This is a genomic window from Shewanella sp. Pdp11 (assembly GCF_002838165.1).
Taxonomy (GTDB): domain Bacteria; phylum Pseudomonadota; class Gammaproteobacteria; order Enterobacterales; family Shewanellaceae; genus Shewanella; species Shewanella hafniensis.
The window spans coordinates 112,695-136,783 of sequence record NZ_CP015194.1; the positions used below are offsets into that span (position 1 = coordinate 112,695).

Here is a 24,089-nt window from a genome sequence, read left to right on the forward strand (position 1 = left end):
TGTCATTGTCAGTTGTTAACCATTAAGATACATTTCGCGTTAATAGTCTTGTCCCAAGATAAACAATCCGATTCACCCTCAAGCTCATTACTATGACATCAGCAAAGGAAGCTAAATGATTAAAAATGAATTCAATCTGCCGAGCTCAATTGGCCTCAGCAAAATTATCCCCATTGTTATTCTGTTAATCCTCTTTATTTCCTTATTTGGCAGTTGGTATACAGTTGACCAAGGTGAACGTGGCGTACTGCTGCGCAACGGTAAAGTTATCGGTACCGCAGAACCTGGGCTGGGTTTTAAAATCCCACTGATAGACACTGTGGTGAAGATTTCGACCCAAACACACACCACCAGTTATACCTCACTGCAAGCCTATAGCCGCGATCAACAACCTGCGACACTTAACGCATCGGTGACATTTAGCGTACCGCCAGACCGCGTCGAAGAAGTCTATGCCAACTTCAAGAGTATCGATGCCATGGTCACGCGTTTGCTCGACAGACAAGTGCCGACTCAGGTCGAAAATATCTTCGGTAAATACACGGCGATTTCTGTGGTACAAGAGCGGATCAAGTTCGGTATCGATGTGACCAGCGCGATCACTAACTCGATCAAAGGTCCGGTAGAAATCAACTCAGTGCAGATTGAGAATATCGACTTTTCCAACGCCTATGAAAAATCCGTCGAAGACAGAATGCGCGCCGAAGTAGAAGTGCAAACTCAACTGCAGAATCTAGAAAAAGAACGCGTCAGCGCGCAAATCGCCGTCACCCAAGCGCAAGCACAGGCCGACTCGCAATTAGCCCGCGCTAAGGCTGAAGCCGAAAGTATTCGCATTAAAGGTGATGCAGAAGCCTCTGCAATTAAAAGCCGCGCCGAAGCACTAGCGCAAAATCAAAACTTAGTTGAATTAACTAAAGCGGAAAAGTGGGACGGTAAACTACCGACAACTATGCTGCCGACAGGCACTCTGCCCTTTATTGATGTGAAAAAAGGCAACTAAGCTTAGGTTTAGCTCGAGCAAAAGCATAAATCGACAATAAAAAATCCCAGTGTTAGCCCTAACACTGGGATTTTTCGTTATTCGCGCGATAATTACTGAGCGGAATATGAGCCGATTAAGAACAGCAATCGCTGCGACGTAACCAGCTTCTTGGGATCTTCTCAAACACCACTTTCGCCATCAGCAACGCCAGCACTATGCCAGAGGTTGCCACTAACCACTGAGGTAACATTTGGTGCTGCTCACCAATCTGCGGCATCACCACAAAGCCAAAACTATCCACCAGATAATTGACCAATATGCCCGCAACTAAGGCCACGCCAATCACGCCGCCTAGGTATCCCCACAACGCACGTTTGCCTAACTCTTTAGCCACCACACCTAAGGTTGCGATATTAGTCGCAGGGCCCGCCATCATAAACACTAAAACGGCGCCCGGTGACACACCCGCCAGCAATAGTCCGGCAGCAATCGGTGTCGATGCCGTCGCGCAGATATACATAGGCACAGAGACCAACACCATGACTAACATGGCTAAGATACCGTTGCCCCATTGTGCTAAAAAGTCTGCAGGGACATAGGTTTGCACCAGTGCTGCGAAGAATAAACCCACCAGCAGCCACAAGGTAGTGTCACGCACTAAATCCGTTGCCGCATATTTAAGACCAATACCGACGCGGCTTAATACAGATTGCGACTTTAACTCAGTCGCCATATCTTGAGTCGAGGCGCAGCAGCTATCCGCTTCACCTTGTGCTTGAGGAGCATGAGCACTGTGATCATGTGTTCCAGACTCGGCCTTGTTGGAAGTGCCGCAACAGGCGCCCTTTTTTACCACAAGGATTTTTTCAGGGGTAGCGAGTACAGATTCCGCTGTTTTACTGGCGCAGCATGAAGCTGTTTTCTCAGCTTTTATCACGCCGTCATTCGCAACACTACCGCCATGAGCCGTCATTAAGCTAGGCGCAGCAGCCATAGGCGTCATTTTGATCGCACTCTTAGGCTCAGTCTTCTGTTCACTATCAGCTGGATTTTCAGTGCTGCAGCAGGATGAAGCCGCGTTAATAGGCGCTAAAGTGGACTCTTTAGTTGATGAGCAACAGCTTTTAACCGGTTCAGCTTTAACAGCTTGGGGCTGAGTCGCCGATTTCGACGCACAGCAGGCCGCCACTGGCACTTCGCTTGCTGGCTTGGACGCGGATTTAACCGCAGGCTTGCCATCATCGTCATCACGCCCAACAAGTAAGCCAGCCACAATCGCACTGGTAATCGCTGCAATCGGTCTGACGATCGCCATAAAGGGGCCGAGTAACACGTAGGAAACGGCGATTGAATCGACGCCCGTTTCTGGAGTCGACACTAAAAAGGAGGTCGTTGCTGCTTTAGAGGCACCAGAACGGCGTAACCCTACCGCCGCAGGAATCACGCCACACGAACACAAAGGTAATGGTGCACCGAGCAGCGCCGCCTTCACTACCGTTTTAACACCGTGACCGCCGAGCTGCTTTTGCATCCACACCATTGGTACGAATACTTTTAATAGCCCAGCCAGGATCAGGCCCAATAACAACCAAGGCGCCGAGTCTAAAAACAGATCAATAAAATTCTTCAGTAACATAATTAATTCCCTGACTCATCATGGATTATTTTGCCGTGAGTATGCTGGTGCGACTCATGTTGATGTGCTTTGTGCTGATGCGTTTCGTGCTGATTTCCATCATGAGAATGATGCTCCACACGTACCCGCTCAGTACTGGATTCCAACGCCTCTAAAATCGAGCAATGTTCAGCGCTGCGCGGTCCGCCACAACAGGCATCGGACAGACTTTGTAAACTGATTTGAAAATGATTCAGCTCGGCGATTTTGGCCTGCACTTGGGCCAATTTAATATCAACCATGCCTTTCACATCGGCGCAGACGCGATTAGATTTATCGAGTTCGATTGAAAGCAATTCACTGATTTCATTGAGGGTAAAACCCACGGCCTTGGCCCGCAAAATAAAACGCAGCCGCGCAGCATCGGCCTCGGTATACACGCGATAGCCAGACTCGGTACGGCTCGAAGGCGCGAGTAAACCGTGCTTCTCGTAAAATCTTAAGGTGTCGGCTTTCACCTCACATAAATCCGCCAGTTCACCAATACGATACATGTCTTCATCCTTTACGAAATCGCGCCCAACTCAGGCAGTATTTCCAGCATACAACTCAATAATGCGAGTATAAACCTTGGAGCCTACTCCAAGGTCAAGGGGTATTTTTAATTTATACCGCACTCAGAAACCACTCCACTTTGTTCTGATATGAATATTGTGAAATCACGCAGAAAAAACACCCGCAAATGCAGTTTTACGGTAGAATACGCGCGCCGTGATGAAGGGATAAAAAGTTAGCGAATAACGCAAAATAGGACCAAGGGACTTTTGGAAAGCGGTGCAGCACTAAGGCTGTTCTGTTTTCCGAAAGATCCTTGAAACTAAAATAACTGGACCCTGTACCCAAATGACTGCTGCAAATAATGCCAGACCCATTCGTCGCGCGCTGTTAAGCGTTTCAGATAAAACCGGAATTCTCGAGTTCGCCAAAGCACTTCACGCCCAAGGTGTGGAGCTGTTATCAACTGGCGGCACCGCTCGCCTGTTAGCGGATAACGGCGTACCTGTTATCGAAGTATCTGATTACACAGGACACCCTGAGATCATGGACGGTCGTGTTAAGACGCTGCACCCTAAAGTGCACGGCGGCATCTTGGCGCGCCGTGGGCTTGATGAAAGCGTGATGGCCGACAACAATATCAATACCATCGATCTGGTTGCGGTTAACCTTTATCCTTTCGCTGAAACCGTAGCTAAAGCCGGTTGTACCTTAGAAGACGCTATCGAAAATATCGATATTGGCGGCCCCACTATGGTGCGCGCAGCGGCAAAAAACCACAAAGACGTCACCATAGTCGTTAATGCCGCCGATTACTCACGCGTACTGGCAGAAATGACGGCTAACAATGGCAGCACGACCCATGCGACCCGTTTCGACTTAGCGATTGCAGCCTTTGAGCACACTGCGGGTTACGATGGCATGATCGCCAACTACTTCGGTACTATGGTTCCTGCACACAGCACGGACGAATGCTTTGCTGATTCTAATTTCCCACGCACGTTCAACACCCAATTAGTGAAGAAACAAGACTTACGCTATGGCGAAAACAGCCATCAAGCAGCGGCTTTCTATGTTGACACTAAAATTGATGAAGCTTCTGTGGCTACCGCGATTCAGTTGCAAGGCAAAGCCTTGTCTTACAACAACATTGCCGATACCGATGCCGCTCTTGAGTGCGTAAAAGAATTCTTGGAACCCGCCTGCGTTATCGTTAAACACGCTAACCCCTGTGGTGTGGCCTTAGGTAAAGATTTGCTCGATGCCTATAACCGCGCCTATCAAACTGACCCAACCTCAGCCTTCGGTGGCATTATCGCCTTCAACGGCGAATTAGATGCTGCGACGGCGAGTGCGATCGTTGAGCGTCAATTCGTTGAAGTGATTATCGCCCCAAGCGTCAGCCAAGCGGCGCGCGATGTGGTTGCGAAAAAGACCAACGTGCGTTTATTAGAATGTGGTCAGTGGAATACTAAGACCCAAACCTTAGACTACAAACGTGTTAACGGCGGCTTACTGGTGCAAGATCGCGATCAAGGTATGGTCGGTTTAGAAGACATCAAAGTGGTTTCTAAACGTCAACCCACTGCAAGCGAACTGAAAGACTTAATGTTCTGCTGGAAAGTGGCGAAATTCGTTAAATCTAACGCCATCGTTTATGCCAAAGACGGCATGACTATCGGTGTCGGCGCAGGCCAAATGAGCCGCGTTTACAGCGCTAAAATCGCTGGCATCAAGGCCGCCGACGAAGGTTTAGAAGTGGTCAACTCTGTCATGGCATCCGATGCTTTCTTCCCCTTCCGTGACGGTATCGATGCCGCAGCGGCTGCGGGCATTAGCTGTATCATCCAACCGGGTGGCTCAATGCGCGATGCAGAAATCATCGCCGCAGCAGACGAGCACGGCATGGCCATGGTGATGACGGGCATGCGCCACTTCCGTCACTAATCGCCACTCAGCAGCCAGCACTCTATCAGTACTGGCTGCTTTTTTGTTTTACCACTCTTTGTTTTACCCCACTCTGGTTTCGACCACAGTGGGCCTACACAGAACATAAAACTCTAAGGGATGACTTAACATGAAAGTATTAGTTATTGGTGGCGGCGGTCGCGAACATGCCCTAGCGTGGAAAGCTGCACAATCGGCTCAAGTTGAAACTGTCTATGTTGCGCCAGGCAATGCGGGCACAGCCCTAGAACCAAATGTTGAAAATCTGGCGATCAGCGCCACCGACATTCCCGCTCTGCTCGATTTTGCAAAAACCAACAAAATTGAACTGACCATAGTTGGCCCAGAGGCGCCATTAGTGATGGGCGTAGTTGATGCATTCAATGCCGCAGGTTTACCGATTTTTGGCCCAACGAAGGCGGCAGCCCAGCTCGAAGGTTCAAAAGCCTTCACTAAGGACTTTTTAGCCCGCCACAATATTCCCACTGCGGGTTACAAAAACTGCACTGAAATCAGCGACGCTAAAGCCTTCGTGCGTGAATTAACGGCCACAACAGGTTATCCTGTGGTCATTAAAGCCGACGGTTTAGCCGCAGGTAAAGGCGTGATTATCGCCCAAGACCAAGCGCAGGCCGATGCGGCGATTGATGACATGCTCGCAGGCAACAAGTTTGGCGATGCGGGTTCACGCGTGGTCATTGAAGAATTCCTGAAAGGCGAAGAAGCCAGCTTCATCGTCATGGTTGATGGCAAAAACATTCTGCCGATGGCCACCAGCCAAGATCATAAAGCCCGCGATAACGGCGACTATGGTCCAAACACGGGTGGTATGGGCGCTTACTCGCCAGCACCTGTGGTGACTCAAGCGGTACACGATTGGACTGTGGCAAACGTAATTCGCCCAACGGTTGATGGCATGGCCGCAGAAGGCAATGTCTACACAGGCTTCTTGTATGCGGGCTTGATGATTTCTCCCGATGGCAGTGCCAAAGTGCTCGAATACAACTGCCGCTTTGGCGATCCAGAAACTCAGCCCATCATGATGCGGTTAAAGTCTGACTTAGTGGAACTCTGTTTAGCCGCCACCCGTGGCGAGTTAGATAAAGTGACAGCTGAATACGACGAGCGCGCCGCAGTGGGCGTGGTATTAGCCGCTGGCGGTTACCCAGATGAGTATCGCAAGTTTGATGTGATTGACGGTCTCAGCCTTGGTGATAACGACGGTAAAGTGTTCCATGCTGGCACAGAGATGAAAGACGGCCACGTAGTCACCAACGGTGGGCGCGTACTCTGCGCCACTGCACTGGGTAACACAGTCACCGAAGCGCAAAAAGCCGCCTATAAATTGGTTGATGAAATCCACTGGGATGATGTGTATTTCCGTACCGATATTGGCTACCGCGCGATTGCACGCGAACAGCAAGACTAATTGCTAGGCGCGTTAAAAAACCGGCCAGAAGCCGGTTTTTTTGTGCCTGAATTTTGACGGATGTCAAATATAACATCATGATTTAAAATAAAAATACATAATTAATTCTATTGAAAATTAGAGCAACGAGATACAATGTCAACCAAATGTTAAATACCTAAATATCAAGGACTCCCCATGAGGATTAGACTGCTGTGCGCCTCCATCGCCATACTGCTTAGCGGATGTGGCGGCTCAGAAGATGCTGGCACGACCACACCACCGACTCAGCCGCCAGTCCAACCTCCCGCACCGGTGCAATACATTGCTAATAGTGTGTCAGTAAATGGCGGAGCCTTAGATCCAAGTAGTCAAAAAGTGGAGTCGGGTAAAAGCGCTATTTTTAGCGTTACTGCCGATACTGGCTTTACGCTTGAGGCCATTACAGGCTGTGGTGGCACGCTCAATGCGCTAACTTACACCACTGCGGCCATGACGGCAGATTGCACTATCACGCCGACATTCATTACTAACGCCGAAAATGCCATTAAGCACCAAGACCACAGGCTTGCCAGTGCGAGTGAGTTAATTGATTTCAGCATCGCCGAACTCGCTAATATCGACATCGAACGTAAAGCCCAGATAAATCAGCTATATCAAGGTGTCGGTAGCAGCATCTCTTGGCATCCGACCCACGACTCAATTACCTTTTCGAGCTTTATGCCGGAGAACACTTTTACTGTCTTGCCATCGAATGTCGATGGCAGTGGTGCAAGCGCGGTTCGCGGCTTAGTCATGGCGGGCGAGCAACAAGGGCAAAGATATGCGGCCATGGGAGGAAATCTCTTTTCCGTCAACACCTCAGCTCAAACCGATACTTTGCTGAAAAATCTTTTAGGCTGGCTGACCAAAGGCGCCGATAAAACCGACGGCCTCAACATAGTCACCACCCAAATGCCGAGCAAAGCCGACAGTTGGTATTTTCCCCATAACGAGGGTATTCGCACTTGGCTTGCAAACAACTACCCCGCTGCCCATAACATTAATGCGGCAAACACTTGTGACTACAGCGAGCTAAGCAACTGTATCGATACACTTAAGCCCGATGTGATAGTGATAAGTGACATAGACCGTCAGTCCTTGGGTTTTGCCGGCATTAAAGCTGCTATCGCTAAGGCAAAAGCAGCGGGTATTCCCTTGTTGCTCTCAAACTACTGGCGCAATCAAAGCCCAATGCTATCGCCGCTTTACCTTGAAATGGGGCTTTCAACCTCAGGTAATTACTGGTCAAAGCTCAATGCCAACGACCTCAATGTGACTGATATTTTGGCCGAAGATACAGCTCTGACCAAGGTAAATAATCTACTCGGCAAGCTCAATGAAGCAAGCTTCGATACCTCTGTGCTTAACGACTGCACAGGCAATTATCTCAGCTGCAATGCTGCCGCCTTTGTTGAGTCATTCAAGGCAGGAGCCGATTGGTATAGAGCCAATGCCGAAACCTTAGATAACAACGCAATTGATGTGTTTACCAAGGCAGACTTCTCCTTGATGAAGGCTGGACTGTTACTCGCCGATAAATATCGCAGCGAGATTGACTACCCCATAGCCTACAGCGAGTTCGCTCAATGGCAGCGGGCACTATTTGCCGATTGGACCGTAAGCTATGCTCGCGCCCATAACTTAGCCCAGCCTGATTTGGGTGAATATGTCACCGACAGAGCCAACCTTAGCAAGGGCAGTAATGCACACTACGTTTATCCTGCAACGGTTTCGGAGCGTAAAATCATTAGCGTGCCCTATGCAGGCCAATGGACGACCACGGGCTGGTATGCACTGCCAGGTCAAACCATCAAACTCACTCGTCTCGATAGCAGCGCTGCGAATGTGGAGATCAAACTCAACTACCATAGACGCAATACCAACCGTGCCTATGAGCAGAAAATCTACCGCGGCCCCTTGGAACTGGCCCAGCAACGCCTGCGCTTAGCACAAGGGCAAAGTATTGAGTTTTCCTCACCCTACGGCGGGCCGATTTATCTATACATCAATGGTGAGGCTTCGGGTGGTAATGGCACGTTAAGTGTTGATGTCAATGCTGAGCATGTGGCAAAACATCCGACCATTATGGATTTCTCCAATCCGGGTGAAATCGCAGCCTTTAACGATCGCATTCAAAATACTGAATTACCCCATGTGGACTTGCGCACCGATGGCGCTGAGCAGCATCTGCGTCGCGACCGCTTTTTAAACGCCATCGGCGGCAATGTGCCCGATGTCAACGCGCTACTCAAAAGTATTGTCGATGACCATATCAATAGCGTTTACACCTTAGCTGGCCTTAAGATCCAAGGTAAGAGTTTAACTGAGTCCTTACCCGCCGATGTGCTCGCCGCCTGTATAGGACTGTTTGGCAACGACTGTATAGACAATAATCTGCATACCCGCACTATTATTCAACACGCTAACTATGATCAAAATGCCCACTGCGGCGCCGGTTGTAGCGGTAACCCATGGGATGCGGCATGGAATATCGACCCAACGGGTTGGGGCGATAACCATGAGTTAGGCCACAATCTGCAAACTAACCGCCTCAATGTGCAATATGCCACTGCGGCTAATAGCGACAACTGGACAGGCTATGCCAGCCGCGCCGGAGAAAACTCCAATAACATCTTCCCCTATGTGGTGAAGTGGAAAACCCATTATCTGCGCGATAATAATACCGATACGGTTACTGATGGCCACATGAACCATAAAGATCTCTTCTATGTGTTTATGTCCGATGCTGCGGGCACAACAAATACCAGCGGTAAGCGCGTGGTGTTTGGCGCTAACTGTAAAGTGCTCGATGCAGGTGAAGACAGATACACAGCGCCTTGGGCCAGCAATGCATATGCTGTGCATAACGGCTATCGCATGTCGTTTTATATCCAAATGGCACTAAAGGCCCACGGCATGATGCTGAGCGATGGCACCATGCTGAACAATGGCTTTAATCTCTTTACCTTGCTGTATCAACACAGTCGTATTTTTGGCAAATATGCCAATAACGCCAGAGATTGGGAAGCGAACCGCAGCAAACTGGGCTTTGACCAATTTCCGTTTGACGGCAATAGTGTCTACGGCGGCAAAACCGTGAAAGATATTCCTGGCAACGACTTTATGTTGGTGTCTTTGAGTCAGCTCACAGGCAAAGATTGGCGTAATCATTTTGATATGCTGGGTCTGCGCTACTCAAGCCTTGCAGCAGCGCAAACAGTCGCTAATGCGACCTCGGGTACTATGCCCATGGGCATGTATGAGCTAGAAACCGACTTGCCGCCGGCGAACATGAACCAAGGTTTAACCTTTGTGCCATTGTCACTCGCTGATGGTACTACACAATGGAAAGGTGCGGGTTCGCCAAGCCAGTGCGCTAAGCCTTAATCGGGCTAAGCGACTAACACAACTGATGAACCTCGCGCTGGCGGGGTTTATTTTTACCTGAATAATGTGACATGAAGCACATACCTAAGCTCAGATGACGTGCACCATCAAGCTTCTTATATTTTTAACAATCAAAAAATTAATGGGGTAAATATATGGGTTATTCGATAAAAGATCTTATTTATCAAGGTGAAAAATCGGGCGTACATAACTGGCAAACCCTAGAAGGAGCCAGCTTTTACTGGCATCCAGATTGGTTTCATATTGCAGAGGATATGACGGGCCATATGGCCACGGCAACTATCGAAAAGCAAGGGGAAAAAGCAACGCAAAGCGAGGCTGAACAGTCAATCATTACGCATCTGAATAAGAGTGGAAAATAGCTTGTAATGCCAAAGATGTTAGTGCCCGGAGGCGATCGCCCTGCGGGCAATTTTATCGATTAAACCTGGCGCGATCAGCTTAAGCCAACGCCCCAAACGGCCACGAAGTGAAGTGATAAGTTGTCGGCCCCGAGTCGCAATCACAGGTAGCATCATATTGGCGCATTGCTCGGCCGTCAGTATCTTAGCTTCTTGCATCGGTGACTTGCCTAAAGGATTACCTGCACCATCGAGGGCACGTTTGTGAATTTGTGACACCACAAAATCGGGGCAAATTACCGTCACTGCCACATTATCGTCCGCGAGCTCAATCCGCAACGAATCGAAAAAGCCAATCACAGCATGTTTAGAAGCGGCATAACCGCTACGAGTTGGAACGCCCGTTAATCCAGCGACGGAGGCCACTACCACCACTTGGCCCTTACTGGCCTTTAAATGAGGTAACGCGGCATGGGTCAAATACGCGGGTCCAAGATAATTCACCCGCATAATGTCTTCAAGTACAGACAGCTGAGTCAGCTCGTCGAAACGTGACCACATAGTCATGCCAGCATTGTTAATCAAAATATCAAGATGGCCATAATGCGCGACCGTGGCTTCTATCAAGGCTTCGCACTGCTCAGGACGAGAGACATCGGCAGCAAATACAAAAGGAGGCGGACCATAATTAGCGATTTCTAAGGCGAGTGAAGCGAGACGTGTTTCATTGCGTGCACTGATCACCAGTTGGCAGCCCATTCGCGCCATTGCCACAACGAGTGCTCGACCAATACCTTCTGAAGCACCCGTGATGATCACGACCTTGCCAGTAAGTCCATCCATAGTCATTCCTTTGTTATCGCTATGTTAATTACGTCTTTGGCTAAATTGGCATAATCACACTAAAAGCGCAATCCTTCACGCGCGTTGTGCAAGCCTCATCTCATATTGTTCACGATAATTCGCTAAGGGTTGTGGGCGCCCTATCGCATAACCTTGCGCGTAATTAATGCCAATGCTCAATAATCTGTCAATAATCTCCTGATTTTCAACAAATTCGGCCACGGTCTCGATCCCCATGACCCGACAAACATCCTGAATCGATTTAACGATGGCATAGTCTTTAGCGTTCACGGCAAGGTTCTTGATAAAACAGCCATCGATTTTGACATAATCCACGGGCAGCTCACGCAGATAGCCATAAGAGGCGAAACCACTGCCAAAATCATCCAGTGCAAACGAGAAGCCGAGTTTACGTAACTGCTTCAACATTTCCATACCACGATTGCGATTTTGGATCGCGGTGGTTTCAGTAATTTCAAAGCAAATACATTGACTTGGAATATCAAAAATATGTTGCTGCTGGGCGATATATTCCACCATACCTTCGGCGCCTAAACTATTGCCCGAAAGGTTGATCGAAATACAATGATCAGGCCAAAGTACAGGATGCAAAGACAGCCATAAAAAGGCTTTGCGGATCACTTCTTTATCTATGTCAGGCATCAGCTTAAAGCGCTCAGCCGCGGCAATAAACTGCGCAGGCGCCAAAATACGGCCGCAGGGTTCTTGAATTCGCAGCAGGATCTCCATGCGTTGTCGCTGTGGACCGCTGCCTAACCCACGGATCGGTTGGTAATAAAGAATTAGCTCGTTTTCTTCAATCGCCTGCGCGATACGTACCGCCCACTTAGGCGCGTTTCTTTGGTAAGTGAGCTCTTTATCTTTATCATCGTAAAAATGAATTTGATTGGCGCCCTTAGCTTTAGCGGCAATACAGGCAATATCAGCGTCTTTCAATAACTCTTGGGCATCAATATAAGGCGCACGACCAAAAGCAACACCTATGCTAAGGCCGACTTTATAGTTACAGTTTTTGTCATTCAGCACTTGCAGCGAGACCTGCGCAATCATTTGTTTGAGTAATTGCGCCACAGATAAAGCACTGCGATTACACACCACTAAACCAAACTCATCACCGCCAAGCCGCGCCAACAACTCCTGTGGCCCGAGACAAGCCTGCATAGCCTTAGCCACCATGGCGAGCATACGATCGCCTGCTGTATGGCCACAGCTATCGTTAATCAACTTGAATTGCTCTAAATCGAGATAACAAACGGCGATGGTTTTAGCTGAGGCAGCAAATTGGGGGAGCTGTTCATCAAACGCCTGACGATTTAGCAGCCCAGTAATGCTGTCGAAATTGGCTCTTTTTTGGAGCTGGCGCTTAAGTAACTCTTCTTGAGTGATATCTCGCAATACCACGACGGTGCCGACAATAACTTTATCGTGGTTACGCAAATTACTAATGCTGCGTTCCATAATCCGCGGTGTTGCAGTCAATAACTTGATTTTCTCGACCTGTGGTGATGACTCGCCAAGACGAATACAAGTGAACACCGCCTGATTCAACTGGTCGCCAGCCTTTAACAGGCTGGCAAGGCTCTGATCTATGGCATAACAACTGGCAACATCCAAAAGCGACTCGGCCCGCGGATTCATATAAATCACTTTGGCATCAACATCGGTTAAAATCACCGCTTCTGCAATGGATTCTAAGGTGATTTTCGCGCGTTCTTTCTGCTGATAAATTCTGGCCAGCAGGCTATTAACGCGGCTGGCAAGCACTTCTAATTCCTCATTGCCCTCACTGGTAACAGGTTGATAGACACTGGACATAGGATCGACCAACGCCAATTGCTGCATCAAGTTTTTAAAGGGTTTGAGTAAACCAGAGCGCAACCAAATATAGCCAAGGCAAACGATAAATACGCCAAAAAGAATGAAACCGAGCGATACCCAATCGAGCTTAAATTTCACCTCTTGGAACGGGCCCTCGGAGAACTGCACTTGCAGGTAAACAGGTTTGTCTTTTAACAGGCTGGGTATTTCAATGGTGTCACTATGAACGCCCTCAACACTTGCCGTGACAGCGTTAGAGTGACTCATAGTCACTTTAGTTACCAATAAGGCCTGCGCATATTCAAGTAAGTCGTTATCGGTCAACTGACGCACCAGCAGTACAGATTCATTAGGTGCAGAAGCCACGGCGGTAATGACATAAGCCTGTCCACCAATCAAATATGCACCAGCAACACTGGGTTTATTAGCGCTAATAATGGCGCTGGCAATTTCCCGCAGCTCATTTGACGCAAAAGTATATTCATTGGGGAAAAAAGTCTGCAGTTCGCCTTGGCGTAAAATATACCAACTAAGGTTGGCCGACATTGAACTATCGTGCCACGAGGACTCTAGCTTTTTTAGTTGCACTTCACCTAACTGCGACAAAGGTAAAGCGTAGATATTCGTGAGAAAGGTTAAGCGGTCAACATCAATTTGAAACTGCTGCTGGATATTAGCAAGTTCACGATTAGCACTGTCTTGGCGCAATAGTTCGACGCGATGGTCGTACCAACACCCCAGACAATAGGAGACAATGACCACCGCGGGGAGACAAAAGCCCGCAATAAATACCAATATTTTCTTGCCAATGTGCATCTCTTACCACGGCTTGTTATGACTAAATTGATTGACGGCCTTGCATAATCCTTCACTGCGGCATGCAACATATCTCATTTGCGAATAGTATTAAACATCACTTCGCTTTAGTCGTTGCTAAAGTAGACATTTTCATGCAATCAAATCAATTTTATACCTTTGATTTAAAAATAAAATTTATAAAATAAACGATTATGAATTTTACTTTTTATCAAGATAATTCACACATAATCAGAATGTGAATATAGGGTGCTTAAGTCGTTATCTAAATGTAAGACTCATTAAGCTCGCAGACGATAGAAATCACCACATACGCTCATCCATAAAGATACCTTCGCCAGAAGCTCCAACGCTATCAAACCCAAATGTCAGAAATAAAACAGGCCCGCAAGCGGGCCTGTTTCGCAAACCAAAAATTACTTATGGTATTGCTTTGATTGCGCATGAACCGCCTTGATAAAAGCGCCGGCATGCTCTGGATCGACATGCTGATGAATGCCATGACCTAAGTTAAATACATGACCAGTACCCTCACCATAACCCGCTAGGATATGGCCCACTTCTTCTTCAATACGTGGAATAGGTGCATATAACATTGAAGGGTCCATGTTGCCTTGCAATGCAACTTTATGGCCTACACGGCGACGGGCATCGGCAATGTCTACCGTCCAATCCAAACCTAGCGCATCACAGCCAGTTTCTGCCATCGCCTCTAACCACAAACCACCACCTTTAGTGAACAGCGTCACTGGCACTTTGCGGCCATCGGCAAAACGTGTAAGACCATCGACAATCTTCTGCATATAACGCAAAGAAAACTCACGGTAAGCAGAGTGCGATAACGCGCCGCCCCATGAGTCAAAAATCATTAGTGATTGTGCACCATTAGCCACTTGAGCATTCAGATATAAGATCACTGAATCGGCTAATTTATCTAACAGCATGTGTAATGCCATTGGCTCAGCGTAAGCCATCTTCTTAATTTTTTCGAAAGTTTTGCTCGAGCCGCCTTCAACCATATAAGTCGCTAGGGTCCAAGGTGAACCAGAAAAGCCAATTAACGGCACTGCGCCATTCAGTTCACGGCGAATAGTGCTAACGGCTTTCATCACATAACCCAGCTCATCTTCTGGATCTGGAATTGAGAGCTTTTTGATCGCATCGATAGTGTCTGTAGGGCGCTCGAAACGTGGGCCTTCACCCGCCTCAAAATACAAACCTAAACCCATAGCATCGGGCACTGTTAAAATATCGGAAAACAAAATCGCCGCATCGAGATCATAACGACGTAAAGGTTGCAGCGTGACTTCACAGGCAAGCTCATGATTTTTACACAAAGACATGAAGTCACCCGCTTGAGCGCGAGTAGCTTTATATTCAGGAAGATAACGGCCAGCTTGACGCATCATCCACACAGGGGTCACATCGACAGGCTCTTTTAGTAGGGCGCGTAAATAACGATCATTCTTTAATTCTGCCATTGGGCTTGGTTCCTAGTCTTATTGAGATCCGCTGGGTCGGTAGTTTAGCATTTACGCGAATAATGTAACCTTTATGTGCAAATATATGTGAGCTATTCCCCATCGTTGGCGTCGATTTGACCATATAAATTGGAAATTGTTATCCAGATAACATACTGCTGATTTATTCGTAACGAAGTCACACTCAGACAGAAAAAAGTTGCGCTGGTTCCCTGCCTTTGGTATAAAAAGTCTGCGCTAGCAAGAACAATCAAGAAGCTCGTCGCATCGAGCCTGCTATAAACTTTACTCACCCAACGATAGGTTTCTATCGTTGGGTTTTTTATTTGTATTTTTTGATGCAAAACAGCTGGTTTGTCCATTTCATCATTCACGCAAAATCGCATGAAAAGAGTTGATCGATTAGCGACTTGTCCCTACATTAGAGTTATGTGCTGGCACTTAAATGGAATGCATCATGCTGAGAGAACTTGAAAAAGCGGAACAGAAGTGGGGCGGCTCAAATAAGCTTATTGATCAATGGCTAAAAAATCGTCGCAAACTGTTAGTGCATTACTGCCAAATTGCTGGGCTTCCTCCTTACAGTAAATCAGAAAAATCACTTCCCTCGTTCGAACATGTTAAATCTTTCTGTGACTTATTAGTGGACTATGTCTCTGAAGGCCATTTCGAAGTCTACGATAGAGTCGTTAATGCCTGTAGTGAATATGGTGAGTCAAGCAAAACACTCGCGCAACAAGTATTGCCAAAAATAACGCCAACCACGAATGCGGCATTAGACTTCAACGATAAATATGCGGAAACTCAAGACGATCTCGTATTGTATCAACTCGATAAAGATTTATCTGAACTTGCCCATAACATGGAAACTCGCTTCGAACTCGAAGATGAACTACTCGAAGTACTCCACCGTAAGCATTCAGAACACACCCAGTAAGCCTCAATCAATTTAAGCGCACTTTGTTGTGTTCGGTGCGCTTATCTTGACCAATCCAACGACTATCGAAATATATGGGCTCACTAACAACAAACAACAAATGGCTCATTATAAACTGCGGTAAAAACCTATCTCTAGCAATGCAACTAAATATGAAATGCTCTTTACGCACCTCACCCATCAAAGAGATACACTTTAACGCCTCAGTTAAGTGTTAACTAACCTAGCCAGTGAACGCCAAGAGCAGTCTGTAATAACTTTATGAGCGGCACACACGGATTCGCGCAAACGTATGCGCATTTCTCTGATTTAACTAAGGCAGCGATGTTGGGATTATGCATGTTCTTCATGATTATAACGTGATAATCAATTAGACATATAATTAATGTAAATGGTATTATATCATTCCGCATTGAAGTCTGATCTAATAGAAAGCAACCCAACAGCTTAAAATTGGATTATGAAACCTGAAACTGCTGAAAGTCTGCTTAGCCTCTCCAAAAGAGAAAAAAATCCGCATAAGCGCATGCGATTGCTCGCTGTATCGCTATTTTTGCAATGCCATAACCGCACTCAGGTGGCAAGCCAGTTGAAGGTGGCCAGATCTAGCGTCAACTTATGGGTCTCCAGCTATCTTGGGCAAGGACTGGCAGGACTTGAAGATAAACCACGCCTAGGGAAGAAGCCGTCATTGTCAAATGAGCAAAAAAGGAGACTCGCCAGATACATTGAGTTCAAAGCACAATCAGATGAGGGCGGCAGACTCACTGGGGCCGACATCCAGCAATACATCTCGAGTGAATTTAATGTCGAGTACCATCCCAATCACATCTACAAGCTACTAAAGAGCATGGGATTCTGTTGGATAACCAGCCGCTCCAGGCATCCAAAACAAACTCAGAGCTTACAGGACGCTTTTAAAAAAGTTTCCTCTGGAAACGATCCTTCACACTCCCATTCATATACAACCACACCAGATTGATATTTGGTTTCAGGACGAAGCCAGATTCGGCCAGCAAAATACAACGACACGACTTTGGGCCCCCAAAGGCAGTAGACCAAGAGCGCTAAGACAGCAGCAGTTTGAATATGTGCATCTCTTCGGCGCAGTCTGTCCTGCAACAGGAGAAACTGAAGCCATCATCACGCCATTCGTTAATAAGGACATCATGCACCAGCACTTGGAGCTGATTGCAAAACGCACCAAACCTGGCCGCCATGCTGTCGTGGTAATGGACGGTGCGGGTTGGCATACCAATGACATTGCTGCTGATATCCCCAACCTGTCTATACTCAAACTGCCGCCATATTCCCCAGAACTAAACCCCATCGAACAGGTATGGAGTTGGCTGCGCCAACATTATCTCGCCAATCGCTGTTTTAAAGGATATGAGGACATAGTGGATGCCTGCAGCCAGGCATGGAACAGCTTTATCAGTTGTACAAAACGCGTGGTAAAAATGTGCTCTCGAGAATGGGCAAAGATGACTGAACTTTAATGCGGAATGGTATTAGGCGAAAAATCACGCTGAAATTGACAAATTTCAGACGCAAAAAAGCCAGCTTATTCAGCTGGCTTCGTTACATCTCAATGAGATAATTAGGCGCTTGGCGATGACCTACTCTCACATGGGGAGACCCCACACTACCATCGGCGCGTTTGCGTTTCACTTCTGAGTTCGGGATGGGATCAGGTGGTTCCACAAGGCTATTGTCACCAAGCAAATTTTTTATTCTAGGAAATGACACTAGATTGTAATGGTGCTGATACCCAGAATCGAACTGGGGACCTCATCCTTACCAAGGATGCGCTCTACCGACTGAGCCATATCAGCAATTTTATACTAATCAATTAAGATTATTTAAATTAGGCGCTTGGCGATGACCTACTCTCACATGGGGAGACCCCACACTACCATCGGCGCGTTTGCGTTTCACTTCTGAGTTCGGGATGGGATCAGGTGGTTCCACAAGGCTATTGTCACCAAGCAAATTCTGCTTATTACCGTGTCCATCTCTGGCTCACGCTAATAATAATTCGGAAAGCTGATTGTCTTATTAAGTTAAGACTCACTTTGAGTTCATACTTTATCAAGTATCTCTATTCTGTCTAAGTTCGCTTAGCAAAACCCATCTGGGTTGTATGGTTAAGCCTCTCGAGTCATTAGTACATGTTAGCTCAACGCCTCACAACGCTTACACACCATGCCTATCAACGTCCTAGTCTCGAACGGCTCTTTAGAGGAATTAAATTCCTAGGGATGACTCATCTTAGGGCTCGCTTCCCGCTTAGATGCTTTCAGCGGTTATCGATTCCGAACGTAGCTACCGGGCAATGCCATTGGCATGACAACCCGAACACCAGCGGTTCGTCCACTCCGGTCCTCTCGTACTAGGAGCAGCTCCCTTCAATCATCCAACGCCCACGGCAGATAGGGACCGAACTGTCTCACGACGTTCTGAACCCAGCTCGCGTACCACTTTAAATGGCGAACAGCCATACCCTTGGGACCGACTTCAGCCCCAGGATGTGATGAGCCGACATCGAGGTGCCAAACACCGCCGTCGATATGAACTCTTGGGCGGTATCAGCCTGTTATCCCCGGAGTACCTTTTATCCGTTGAGCGATGGCCCTTCCATTCAGAACCACCGGATCACTATGACCTACTTTCGTACCTGCTCGACGTGTATGTCTCGCAGTTAAGCTGGCTTATGCCATTGCACTAACCGTACGATGTCCGACCGTACTTAGCCAACCTTCGTGCTCCTCCGTTACTCTTTGGGAGGAGACCGCCCCAGTCAAACTACCCACCAGGCACTGTCCCTAATCCCGATAAGGGACCTAGGTTAGAACATCAAAACTACAAGGGTGGTATTTCAAGGACGACTCCATCATGACTAGCGTCACAACTTCAAAGTCTCCCACCTATCCTACACATGTAGGTTCAATGTTCAGTGCCAAGCTATAGTAAAGGTTCACGGGGTCTTTCCGTCTAGCCGCGGGTATACGGCATCTTCACCGCAATTTCAACTTCACTGAGTCTCGGCTGGAGACAGCGTGGCCATCATTACGCCATTCGTGCAGGTCGGAACTTACCCGACAAGGAATTTCGCTACCTTAGGACCGTTATAGTTACGGCCGCCGTTTACCGGGGCTTCGATCATGAGCTTCTCTTGCGATAACCCAATCAATTAACCTTCCGGCACCGGGCAGGCGTCACACCGTATACTTCCTCTTGCGAGTTTGCACAGTGCTGTGTTTTTGATAAACAGTTGCAGCCACCTGGTATCTGCGACTCCCGTCAGCTTAGAGAGCAAGTCTCATCACCAACAGGAGCGTACCTTCTCCCGAAGTTACGGTACCATTTTGCCTAGTTCCTTCAGCCGAGTTCTCTCAAGCGCCTTGGTATTCTCTACCCGACCACCTGTGTCGGTTTGGGGTACGATTCCCGCTAACCTGAAGCTTAGAAGATTTTCCTGGAAGCATGGCATCAACTACTTCAGTCCCTTAGGACCTCGTCATCAGCTCTCAGTGTGTACATCAAAGTACGTGTCCCCGGATTTGCCTAAGAACACCACCTACCACCTTAAACGCGGACTACCAACGCCGCGCTAGCCTAGCCTTCTCCGTCTCTCCATCGCAGTTAGCGGAAGTACAGAAATATTAATCTGTTTCCCATCGATTACGCCTTTCGGCCTCACCTTAGGGGTCGACTCACCCTGCCCCGATTAACGTTGGACAGGAACCCTTGGTCTTTCGGCGAGGGGGTTTTTCACCCCCTTTATCGTTACTCATGTCAGCATTCGCACTTCTGATACCTCCAGCGTGGGTTACCCCTTCACCTTCAACGGCTTACAGAACGCTCCTCTACCGCGCACAGTAAACTGTGCACCCGTAGCTTCGGTGACTAGCTTAGCCCCGTTACATCTTCCGCGCAGGCCGACTCGACTAGTGAGCTATTACGCTTTCTTTAAATGATGGCTGCTTCTAAGCCAACATCCTAGCTGTCTAAGCCTTCCCACATCGTTTCCCACTTAGCTAGTACTTTGGGACCTTAGCTGACGGTCTGGGTTGTTTCCCTTTTGACGACGGACGTTAGCACCCGCCGTCTGTCTCCCGAGTAGTACTCATTGGTATTCGGAGTTTGCAAAGGGTTGGTAAGTCGGGATGACCCCCTAGCCTTAACAGTGCTCTACCCCCAATGGTATTCGCTCGAGGCGCTACCTAAATAGCTTTCGAGGAGAACCAGATATCTCCCGGTTTGATTGGCCTTTCACCCCCAGCCACAAGTCATCCGCTAATTTTTCAACATTAGTCGGTTCGGTCCTCCAGTTGATGTTACTCAACCTTCAACCTGCCCATGGCTAGATCACCGGGTTTCGGGTCTACACCTTGCAACTAAACGCGCAGTTAACACTCGGTTTCCCTACGGCTCCGCTATTCGCTTAACCTCGCTACAAAATGTAAGTCGCTGACCCATTATACAAAAGGTACGCAGTCACGGTCTCAAGAACCGCTCCCACTGCTTGTACGTATACGGTTTCAGGTTCTATTTCACTCCCCTCACAGGGGTTCTTTTCGCCTTTCCCTCACGGTACTGGTTCACTATCGGTCAGTCAGGAGTATTTAGCCTTGGAGGATGGTCCCCCCATATTCAAACAGGATGTCACGTGTCCCGCCTTACTCGTTTTCATCAATGGTTAGTTTTCATGTACGGGGCTATCACCCTGTGCCGCTGCGCTTTCCAACGCATTCCACTAACACCCCACTGACTTAAGGGCTAATCCCCGTTCGCTCGCCGCTACTAGGGGAATCTCGGTTGATTTCTTTTCCTAAGGGTACTTAGATGTTTCAGTTCCCCTCGTTCGCCTCGCAACACTATGTATTCATGTTGCGATAACAGCTTATGCTGCTGGGTTCCCCCATTCGGACATCGTTAGCTCAAATGCTTGTTACTAGCTCGCCAACGCTTTTCGCAAGTTACTACGTCCTTCATCGCCTCTGACTGCCAAGGCATCCACCGTATACGCTTAGTCGCTTAACCATACAACCCAAATGAGTTTCACTCATCTGCGCCGCATTGCGACCAGCTTGGTTTTACTTGTCTCACTTCTGACCAAAGAAGTGGACGCGCCTTAGACGTAAACTATTCAATAAAGAATAATTTACTTTTGAATATTCAAGACACTTAATAAAGTGTTTGAGAACTCATGTTCAATGCTTTCGCATTAAACGTTTTGTAATTAATCACATGACAGACTCATGCAATTAAATACTATCAGCTTTCCAAATTGTTAAAGAGCGGGCTTAAAAAAGCCAAAGATAATTTTTAAGTTTATCTTTGGCATCTCTATCCATAGTGCATATGCCTTATTACTTTGCAATAAAGTCAGAATAAGGTGTAAATGGTGGAGCTATGCGGGATCGAACCGCAGACCTCCTGCGTGCAAGGCAGGCGCTCTCCCAGCTGAGCTATAGCCCCATTTACATGCAGTGCGAGTAAGTAAGATGTTCCAAACCTCTAAAAGGATTGGTTTGCCAAATCGAGTTATCCGCGGCAGATTAACGCGACGTTTAGTTCACTAAACGAGTGTTAATTTAACAAAGGATAACGAAGATTTGGTGGGTCAGAGTGGACTTGAACCACCGACCTCACCCTTATCAGGGGTGCGCTCTAACCAGCTGAGCTACAGACCCATCTTATTGATAAATCTAAGTCCATCTAGAACCACCGACCTCACCCTACTCTTTATGAAGGGATTGGGATGCTAACCAGCTGAGCTACAGACCCATCTTTGATAAACCTATTTAACTAGGTCTATCTTTTACTCTTTCTTCTATCAAGCAAATCTGTGTGAACACTCAACAAACATTAAGTTAGTCGTATAGGTAAGGAGGTGATCCAGCCCCAGGTTCCCCTAGGGCTACCTTGTTACGACTTCACCCCAGTCATGAACCACAAAGTGGTGAGCGCCCCCCGAAGGTTAAGCTACCCACTTCTTTTGCAGCCCACTCCCATGGTGTGACGGGCGGTGTGTACAAGGCCCGGGAACGTATTCACCGTGGCATTCTGATCCACGATTACTAGCGATTCCGACTTCATGGAGTCGAGTTGCAGACTCCAATCCGGACTACGACGAGCTTTGTGAGATTAGCTCCACCTCGCGGCTTTGCAACCCTCTGTACTCGCCATTGTAGCACGTGTGTAGCCCTACTCGTAAGGGCCATGATGACTTGACGTCGTCCCCACCTTCCTCCGGTTTATCACCGGCAGTCTCCCTAGAGTTCCCACCATTACGTGCTGGCAAATAAGGATAGGGGTTGCGCTCGTTGCGGGACTTAACCCAACATTTCACAACACGAGCTGACGACAGCCATGCAGCACCTGTCTCACGGTTCCCGAAGGCACTAAGCTATCTCTAGCGAATTCCGTGGATGTCAAGAGTAGGTAAGGTTCTTCGCGTTGCATCGAATTAAACCACATGCTCCACCGCTTGTGCGGGCCCCCGTCAATTCATTTGAGTTTTAACCTTGCGGCCGTACTCCCCAGGCGGTCTACTTAATGCGTTAGCTTGAGAGCCCAGTGTTCAAGACACCAAACTCCGAGTAGACATCGTTTACGGCGTGGACTACCAGGGTATCTAATCCTGTTTGCTCCCCACGCTTTCGTGCATGAGCGTCAGTCTTTGTCCAGGGGGCCGCCTTCGCCACCGGTATTCCTCCAGATCTCTACGCATTTCACCGCTACACCTGGAATTCTACCCCCCTCTACAAGACTCTAGTTCGCCAGTTCGAAATGCTATTCCTAGGTTGAGCCCAGGGCTTTCACATCTCGCTTAACAAACCGCCTGCGCACGCTTTACGCCCAGTAATTCCGATTAACGCTCGGACCCTCCGTATTACCGCGGCTGCTGGCACGGAGTTAGCCGGTCCTTCTTCTGTAGGTAACGTCACAGATATAACGTATTAAGTTACACCCTTTCCTCCCTACTGAAAGTGCTTTACAACCCGAAGGCCTTCTTCACACACGCGGCATGGCTGCATCAGGGTTTCCCCCATTGTGCAATATTCCCCACTGCTGCCTCCCGTAGGAGTCTGGGCCGTGTCTCAGTCCCAGTGTGGCTGATCATCCTCTCAGAACAGCTAGGGATCGTCGCCTTGGTGAGCCATTACCTCACCAACTAGCTAATCCCACCTAGGTTCATCCAATCGCGGAAGGCCCGAAGGTCCCCTCCTTTCCCCCGTAGGGCGTATGCGGTATTAGCAGTCGTTTCCAACTGTTATCCCCCTCGACTGGGCAGATCCCTAGGCATTACTCACCCGTCCGCCGCTCGCCACCTCGTAAGTAAACTTACTTGTGCTGCCGCTCGACTTGCATGTGTTAGGCCTGCCGCCAGCGTTCAATCTGAGCCATGATCAAACTCTTCAATTAAAGTTTTGTTGCTTCCGTCTTACGACTTCAGCGGCTCAATGAATTCTACTGTTTTGATTCGCTTTGCTCACTAAGAAGCATCGCGTTTCAATTCATACATTACTGTATGTACATATTACTATGAACACTCAATCACGCTTCTCGTTGAGGAGAATGACTTGAAAACATTGATTTAAATTTTTGACTGCCAACCCGAAGGTTAAGCAGTTTCGATTAACTCAACACCTGTGAGTGTCCACACAGATTTGCTTGATAAATTGTTAAAGAGCGTTGACCACACACTGAGTTTTCAGCGGGCCAGGGCTGCGTATTCTACGCATTCCCGTTAGTGCGTCAAGTAGTTTTTTCAACTTTCTCAACACTCATCGTTTAGCTTGCTAACCGATGAACTGCTTAGCTTTCTTTGCTTAACTTGCGTTTCGCTGTCTGCCGTGTCAG

General features: G+C 48.0%; 12 protein-coding genes, 3 tRNA genes and 4 rRNA genes. 7 read left to right on the top strand and 12 right to left on the bottom strand.

What is annotated here, in order from left to right:
* Positions 1–115 precede the first annotated feature (115 nt).
* Complete coding sequence (locus AYJ58_RS00565; protein WP_063884205.1) at positions 116–1,003, top strand: prohibitin family protein; 888 nt, start codon at positions 116–118, stop codon at positions 1,001–1,003.
* A gap of 115 nt (positions 1,004–1,118) precedes the next feature.
* Here AYJ58_RS00565 and AYJ58_RS00570 read toward each other — a convergent pair whose 3' ends face one another.
* Both AYJ58_RS00570 and zntR read right to left on the bottom strand, forming a co-directional pair.
* A complete protein-coding gene (locus tag AYJ58_RS00570) occupies positions 1,119–2,621 on the bottom strand; it encodes an SO_0444 family Cu/Zn efflux transporter (RefSeq protein ID WP_106648300.1) in 1,503 nt (500 codons plus the stop codon).
* A 2-nt stretch (positions 2,622–2,623) separates the two neighbouring features.
* Positions 2,624–3,154, bottom strand: a complete 531-nt coding sequence (gene zntR, locus AYJ58_RS00575) for a Zn(2+)-responsive transcriptional regulator (RefSeq protein WP_106648301.1) — start codon at positions 3,152–3,154, stop codon at positions 2,624–2,626.
* Positions 3,155–3,503: 349 nt separating this feature from the next.
* On the opposite strand from zntR, the gene purH reads away from it, so the two are divergent.
* The 4 genes from purH (at position 3,504) to AYJ58_RS00595 (ending at position 10,322) form a co-directional block, all read left to right on the top strand.
* Positions 3,504–5,102, top strand: coding sequence for a bifunctional phosphoribosylaminoimidazolecarboxamide formyltransferase/IMP cyclohydrolase (gene purH, locus AYJ58_RS00580; protein ID WP_106648302.1), 1,599 nt, complete (start codon positions 3,504–3,506; stop codon positions 5,100–5,102).
* Between the two features lie 130 nt (positions 5,103–5,232).
* A complete protein-coding gene (gene purD / locus AYJ58_RS00585) occupies positions 5,233–6,531 on the top strand; it encodes a phosphoribosylamine--glycine ligase (RefSeq protein WP_106648303.1) in 1,299 nt (432 codons plus the stop codon).
* Between the two features lie 177 nt (positions 6,532–6,708).
* Positions 6,709–9,939, top strand: a complete 3,231-nt coding sequence (locus tag AYJ58_RS00590) for an ImpA family metalloprotease (protein ID WP_106648304.1) — start codon at positions 6,709–6,711, stop codon at positions 9,937–9,939.
* Between the two features lie 155 nt (positions 9,940–10,094).
* A complete protein-coding gene (locus tag AYJ58_RS00595) occupies positions 10,095–10,322 on the top strand; it encodes a hypothetical protein (protein WP_012090366.1) in 228 nt (75 codons plus the stop codon).
* Positions 10,323–10,340: 18 nt separating this feature from the next.
* Here the strand turns inward: AYJ58_RS00595 and AYJ58_RS00600 are convergent, their stop codons facing one another.
* The 3 genes from AYJ58_RS00600 to hemE all read right to left on the bottom strand — a co-directional run bounded on the left by AYJ58_RS00600 (position 10,341) and on the right by hemE (position 15,280).
* Positions 10,341–11,144, bottom strand: a complete 804-nt coding sequence (locus AYJ58_RS00600; protein ID WP_106648305.1) for an SDR family oxidoreductase — start codon at positions 11,142–11,144, stop codon at positions 10,341–10,343.
* A gap of 75 nt (positions 11,145–11,219) precedes the next feature.
* Entirely contained in the window at positions 11,220–13,799 is a 2,580-nt protein-coding gene (locus AYJ58_RS00605; RefSeq protein ID WP_106648306.1) for a putative bifunctional diguanylate cyclase/phosphodiesterase, read from the bottom strand.
* A gap of 416 nt (positions 13,800–14,215) precedes the next feature.
* On the bottom strand, positions 14,216–15,280 hold the full coding sequence (gene hemE / locus AYJ58_RS00615; protein ID WP_063884476.1) for a uroporphyrinogen decarboxylase: 1,065 nt from the start codon (positions 15,278–15,280) through the stop codon (positions 14,216–14,218).
* Between the two features lie 457 nt (positions 15,281–15,737).
* Here hemE and rsd point away from each other — a divergent pair, with 457 nt between their 5' ends.
* Both rsd and AYJ58_RS00630 read left to right on the top strand, forming a co-directional pair.
* Positions 15,738–16,217, top strand: a complete 480-nt coding sequence (rsd, locus tag AYJ58_RS00625; protein ID WP_106648308.1) for a sigma D regulator — start codon at positions 15,738–15,740, stop codon at positions 16,215–16,217.
* 460 nt (positions 16,218–16,677) lie between these two features.
* A protein-coding gene (locus tag AYJ58_RS00630; RefSeq protein WP_106648309.1) for an IS630 family transposase occupies positions 16,678–17,716 on the top strand; the annotation gives its coding sequence in 2 pieces (ribosomal slippage) (positions 16,678–17,136 and positions 17,138–17,716; 1,038 coding nt in all).
* Between the two features lie 107 nt (positions 17,717–17,823).
* Here AYJ58_RS00630 and rrf (AYJ58_RS00635) read toward each other — a convergent pair.
* The 7 genes from rrf (AYJ58_RS00635) to AYJ58_RS00665 all read right to left on the bottom strand — a co-directional run bounded on the left by rrf (AYJ58_RS00635) (position 17,824) and on the right by AYJ58_RS00665 (position 23,651).
* Positions 17,824–17,939: ribosomal RNA gene (gene rrf / locus AYJ58_RS00635) — 5S ribosomal RNA — on the bottom strand.
* 37 nt (positions 17,940–17,976) lie between these two features.
* Positions 17,977–18,052: transfer RNA gene (locus AYJ58_RS00640), tRNA-Thr, on the bottom strand.
* Between the two features lie 38 nt (positions 18,053–18,090).
* Positions 18,091–18,206, bottom strand: a 5S ribosomal RNA gene (gene rrf, locus AYJ58_RS00645).
* A gap of 154 nt (positions 18,207–18,360) precedes the next feature.
* Positions 18,361–21,263 (bottom strand): 23S ribosomal RNA (locus tag AYJ58_RS00650).
* A 362-nt stretch (positions 21,264–21,625) separates the two neighbouring features.
* Positions 21,626–21,701 (bottom strand) — tRNA-Ala (locus AYJ58_RS00655).
* A gap of 138 nt (positions 21,702–21,839) precedes the next feature.
* A tRNA-Ile gene (locus tag AYJ58_RS00660) sits at positions 21,840–21,916 on the bottom strand.
* A 193-nt stretch (positions 21,917–22,109) separates the two neighbouring features.
* Positions 22,110–23,651: ribosomal RNA gene (locus tag AYJ58_RS00665) — 16S ribosomal RNA — on the bottom strand.
* Together the 16S, 23S and 5S rRNA genes with 3 tRNA genes alongside form the textbook arrangement of a ribosomal RNA operon.
* Positions 23,652–24,089 lie beyond the last annotated feature (438 nt).

What these genes read in the sequence shown, in the direction of transcription:
- AYJ58_RS00605 (WP_106648306.1), bottom strand. Translation starts at nt 13,799, where the DNA reads ATGCACATTGGCAAGAAAATATTGGTATTTATTGCGGGCTTTTGTCTC.
- hemE (WP_063884476.1), bottom strand. Translation starts at nt 15,280, where the DNA reads ATGGCAGAATTAAAGAATGATCGTTATTTACGCGCCCTACTAAAAGAG.
- AYJ58_RS00600 (WP_106648305.1), bottom strand. Translation starts at nt 11,144, where the DNA reads ATGGATGGACTTACTGGCAAGGTCGTGATCATCACGGGTGCTTCAGAA.
- AYJ58_RS00590 (WP_106648304.1), top strand. Translation starts at nt 6,709, where the DNA reads ATGAGGATTAGACTGCTGTGCGCCTCCATCGCCATACTGCTTAGCGGA.
- rsd (WP_106648308.1), top strand. Translation starts at nt 15,738, where the DNA reads ATGCTGAGAGAACTTGAAAAAGCGGAACAGAAGTGGGGCGGCTCAAAT.
- purH (WP_106648302.1), top strand. Translation starts at nt 3,504, where the DNA reads ATGACTGCTGCAAATAATGCCAGACCCATTCGTCGCGCGCTGTTAAGC.
- purD (WP_106648303.1), top strand. Translation starts at nt 5,233, where the DNA reads ATGAAAGTATTAGTTATTGGTGGCGGCGGTCGCGAACATGCCCTAGCG.
- AYJ58_RS00570 (WP_106648300.1), bottom strand. Translation starts at nt 2,621, where the DNA reads ATGTTACTGAAGAATTTTATTGATCTGTTTTTAGACTCGGCGCCTTGG.
- zntR (WP_106648301.1), bottom strand. Translation starts at nt 3,154, where the DNA reads ATGTATCGTATTGGTGAACTGGCGGATTTATGTGAGGTGAAAGCCGAC.
- AYJ58_RS00565 (WP_063884205.1), top strand. Translation starts at nt 116, where the DNA reads ATGATTAAAAATGAATTCAATCTGCCGAGCTCAATTGGCCTCAGCAAA.
- AYJ58_RS00595 (WP_012090366.1), top strand. Translation starts at nt 10,095, where the DNA reads ATGGGTTATTCGATAAAAGATCTTATTTATCAAGGTGAAAAATCGGGC.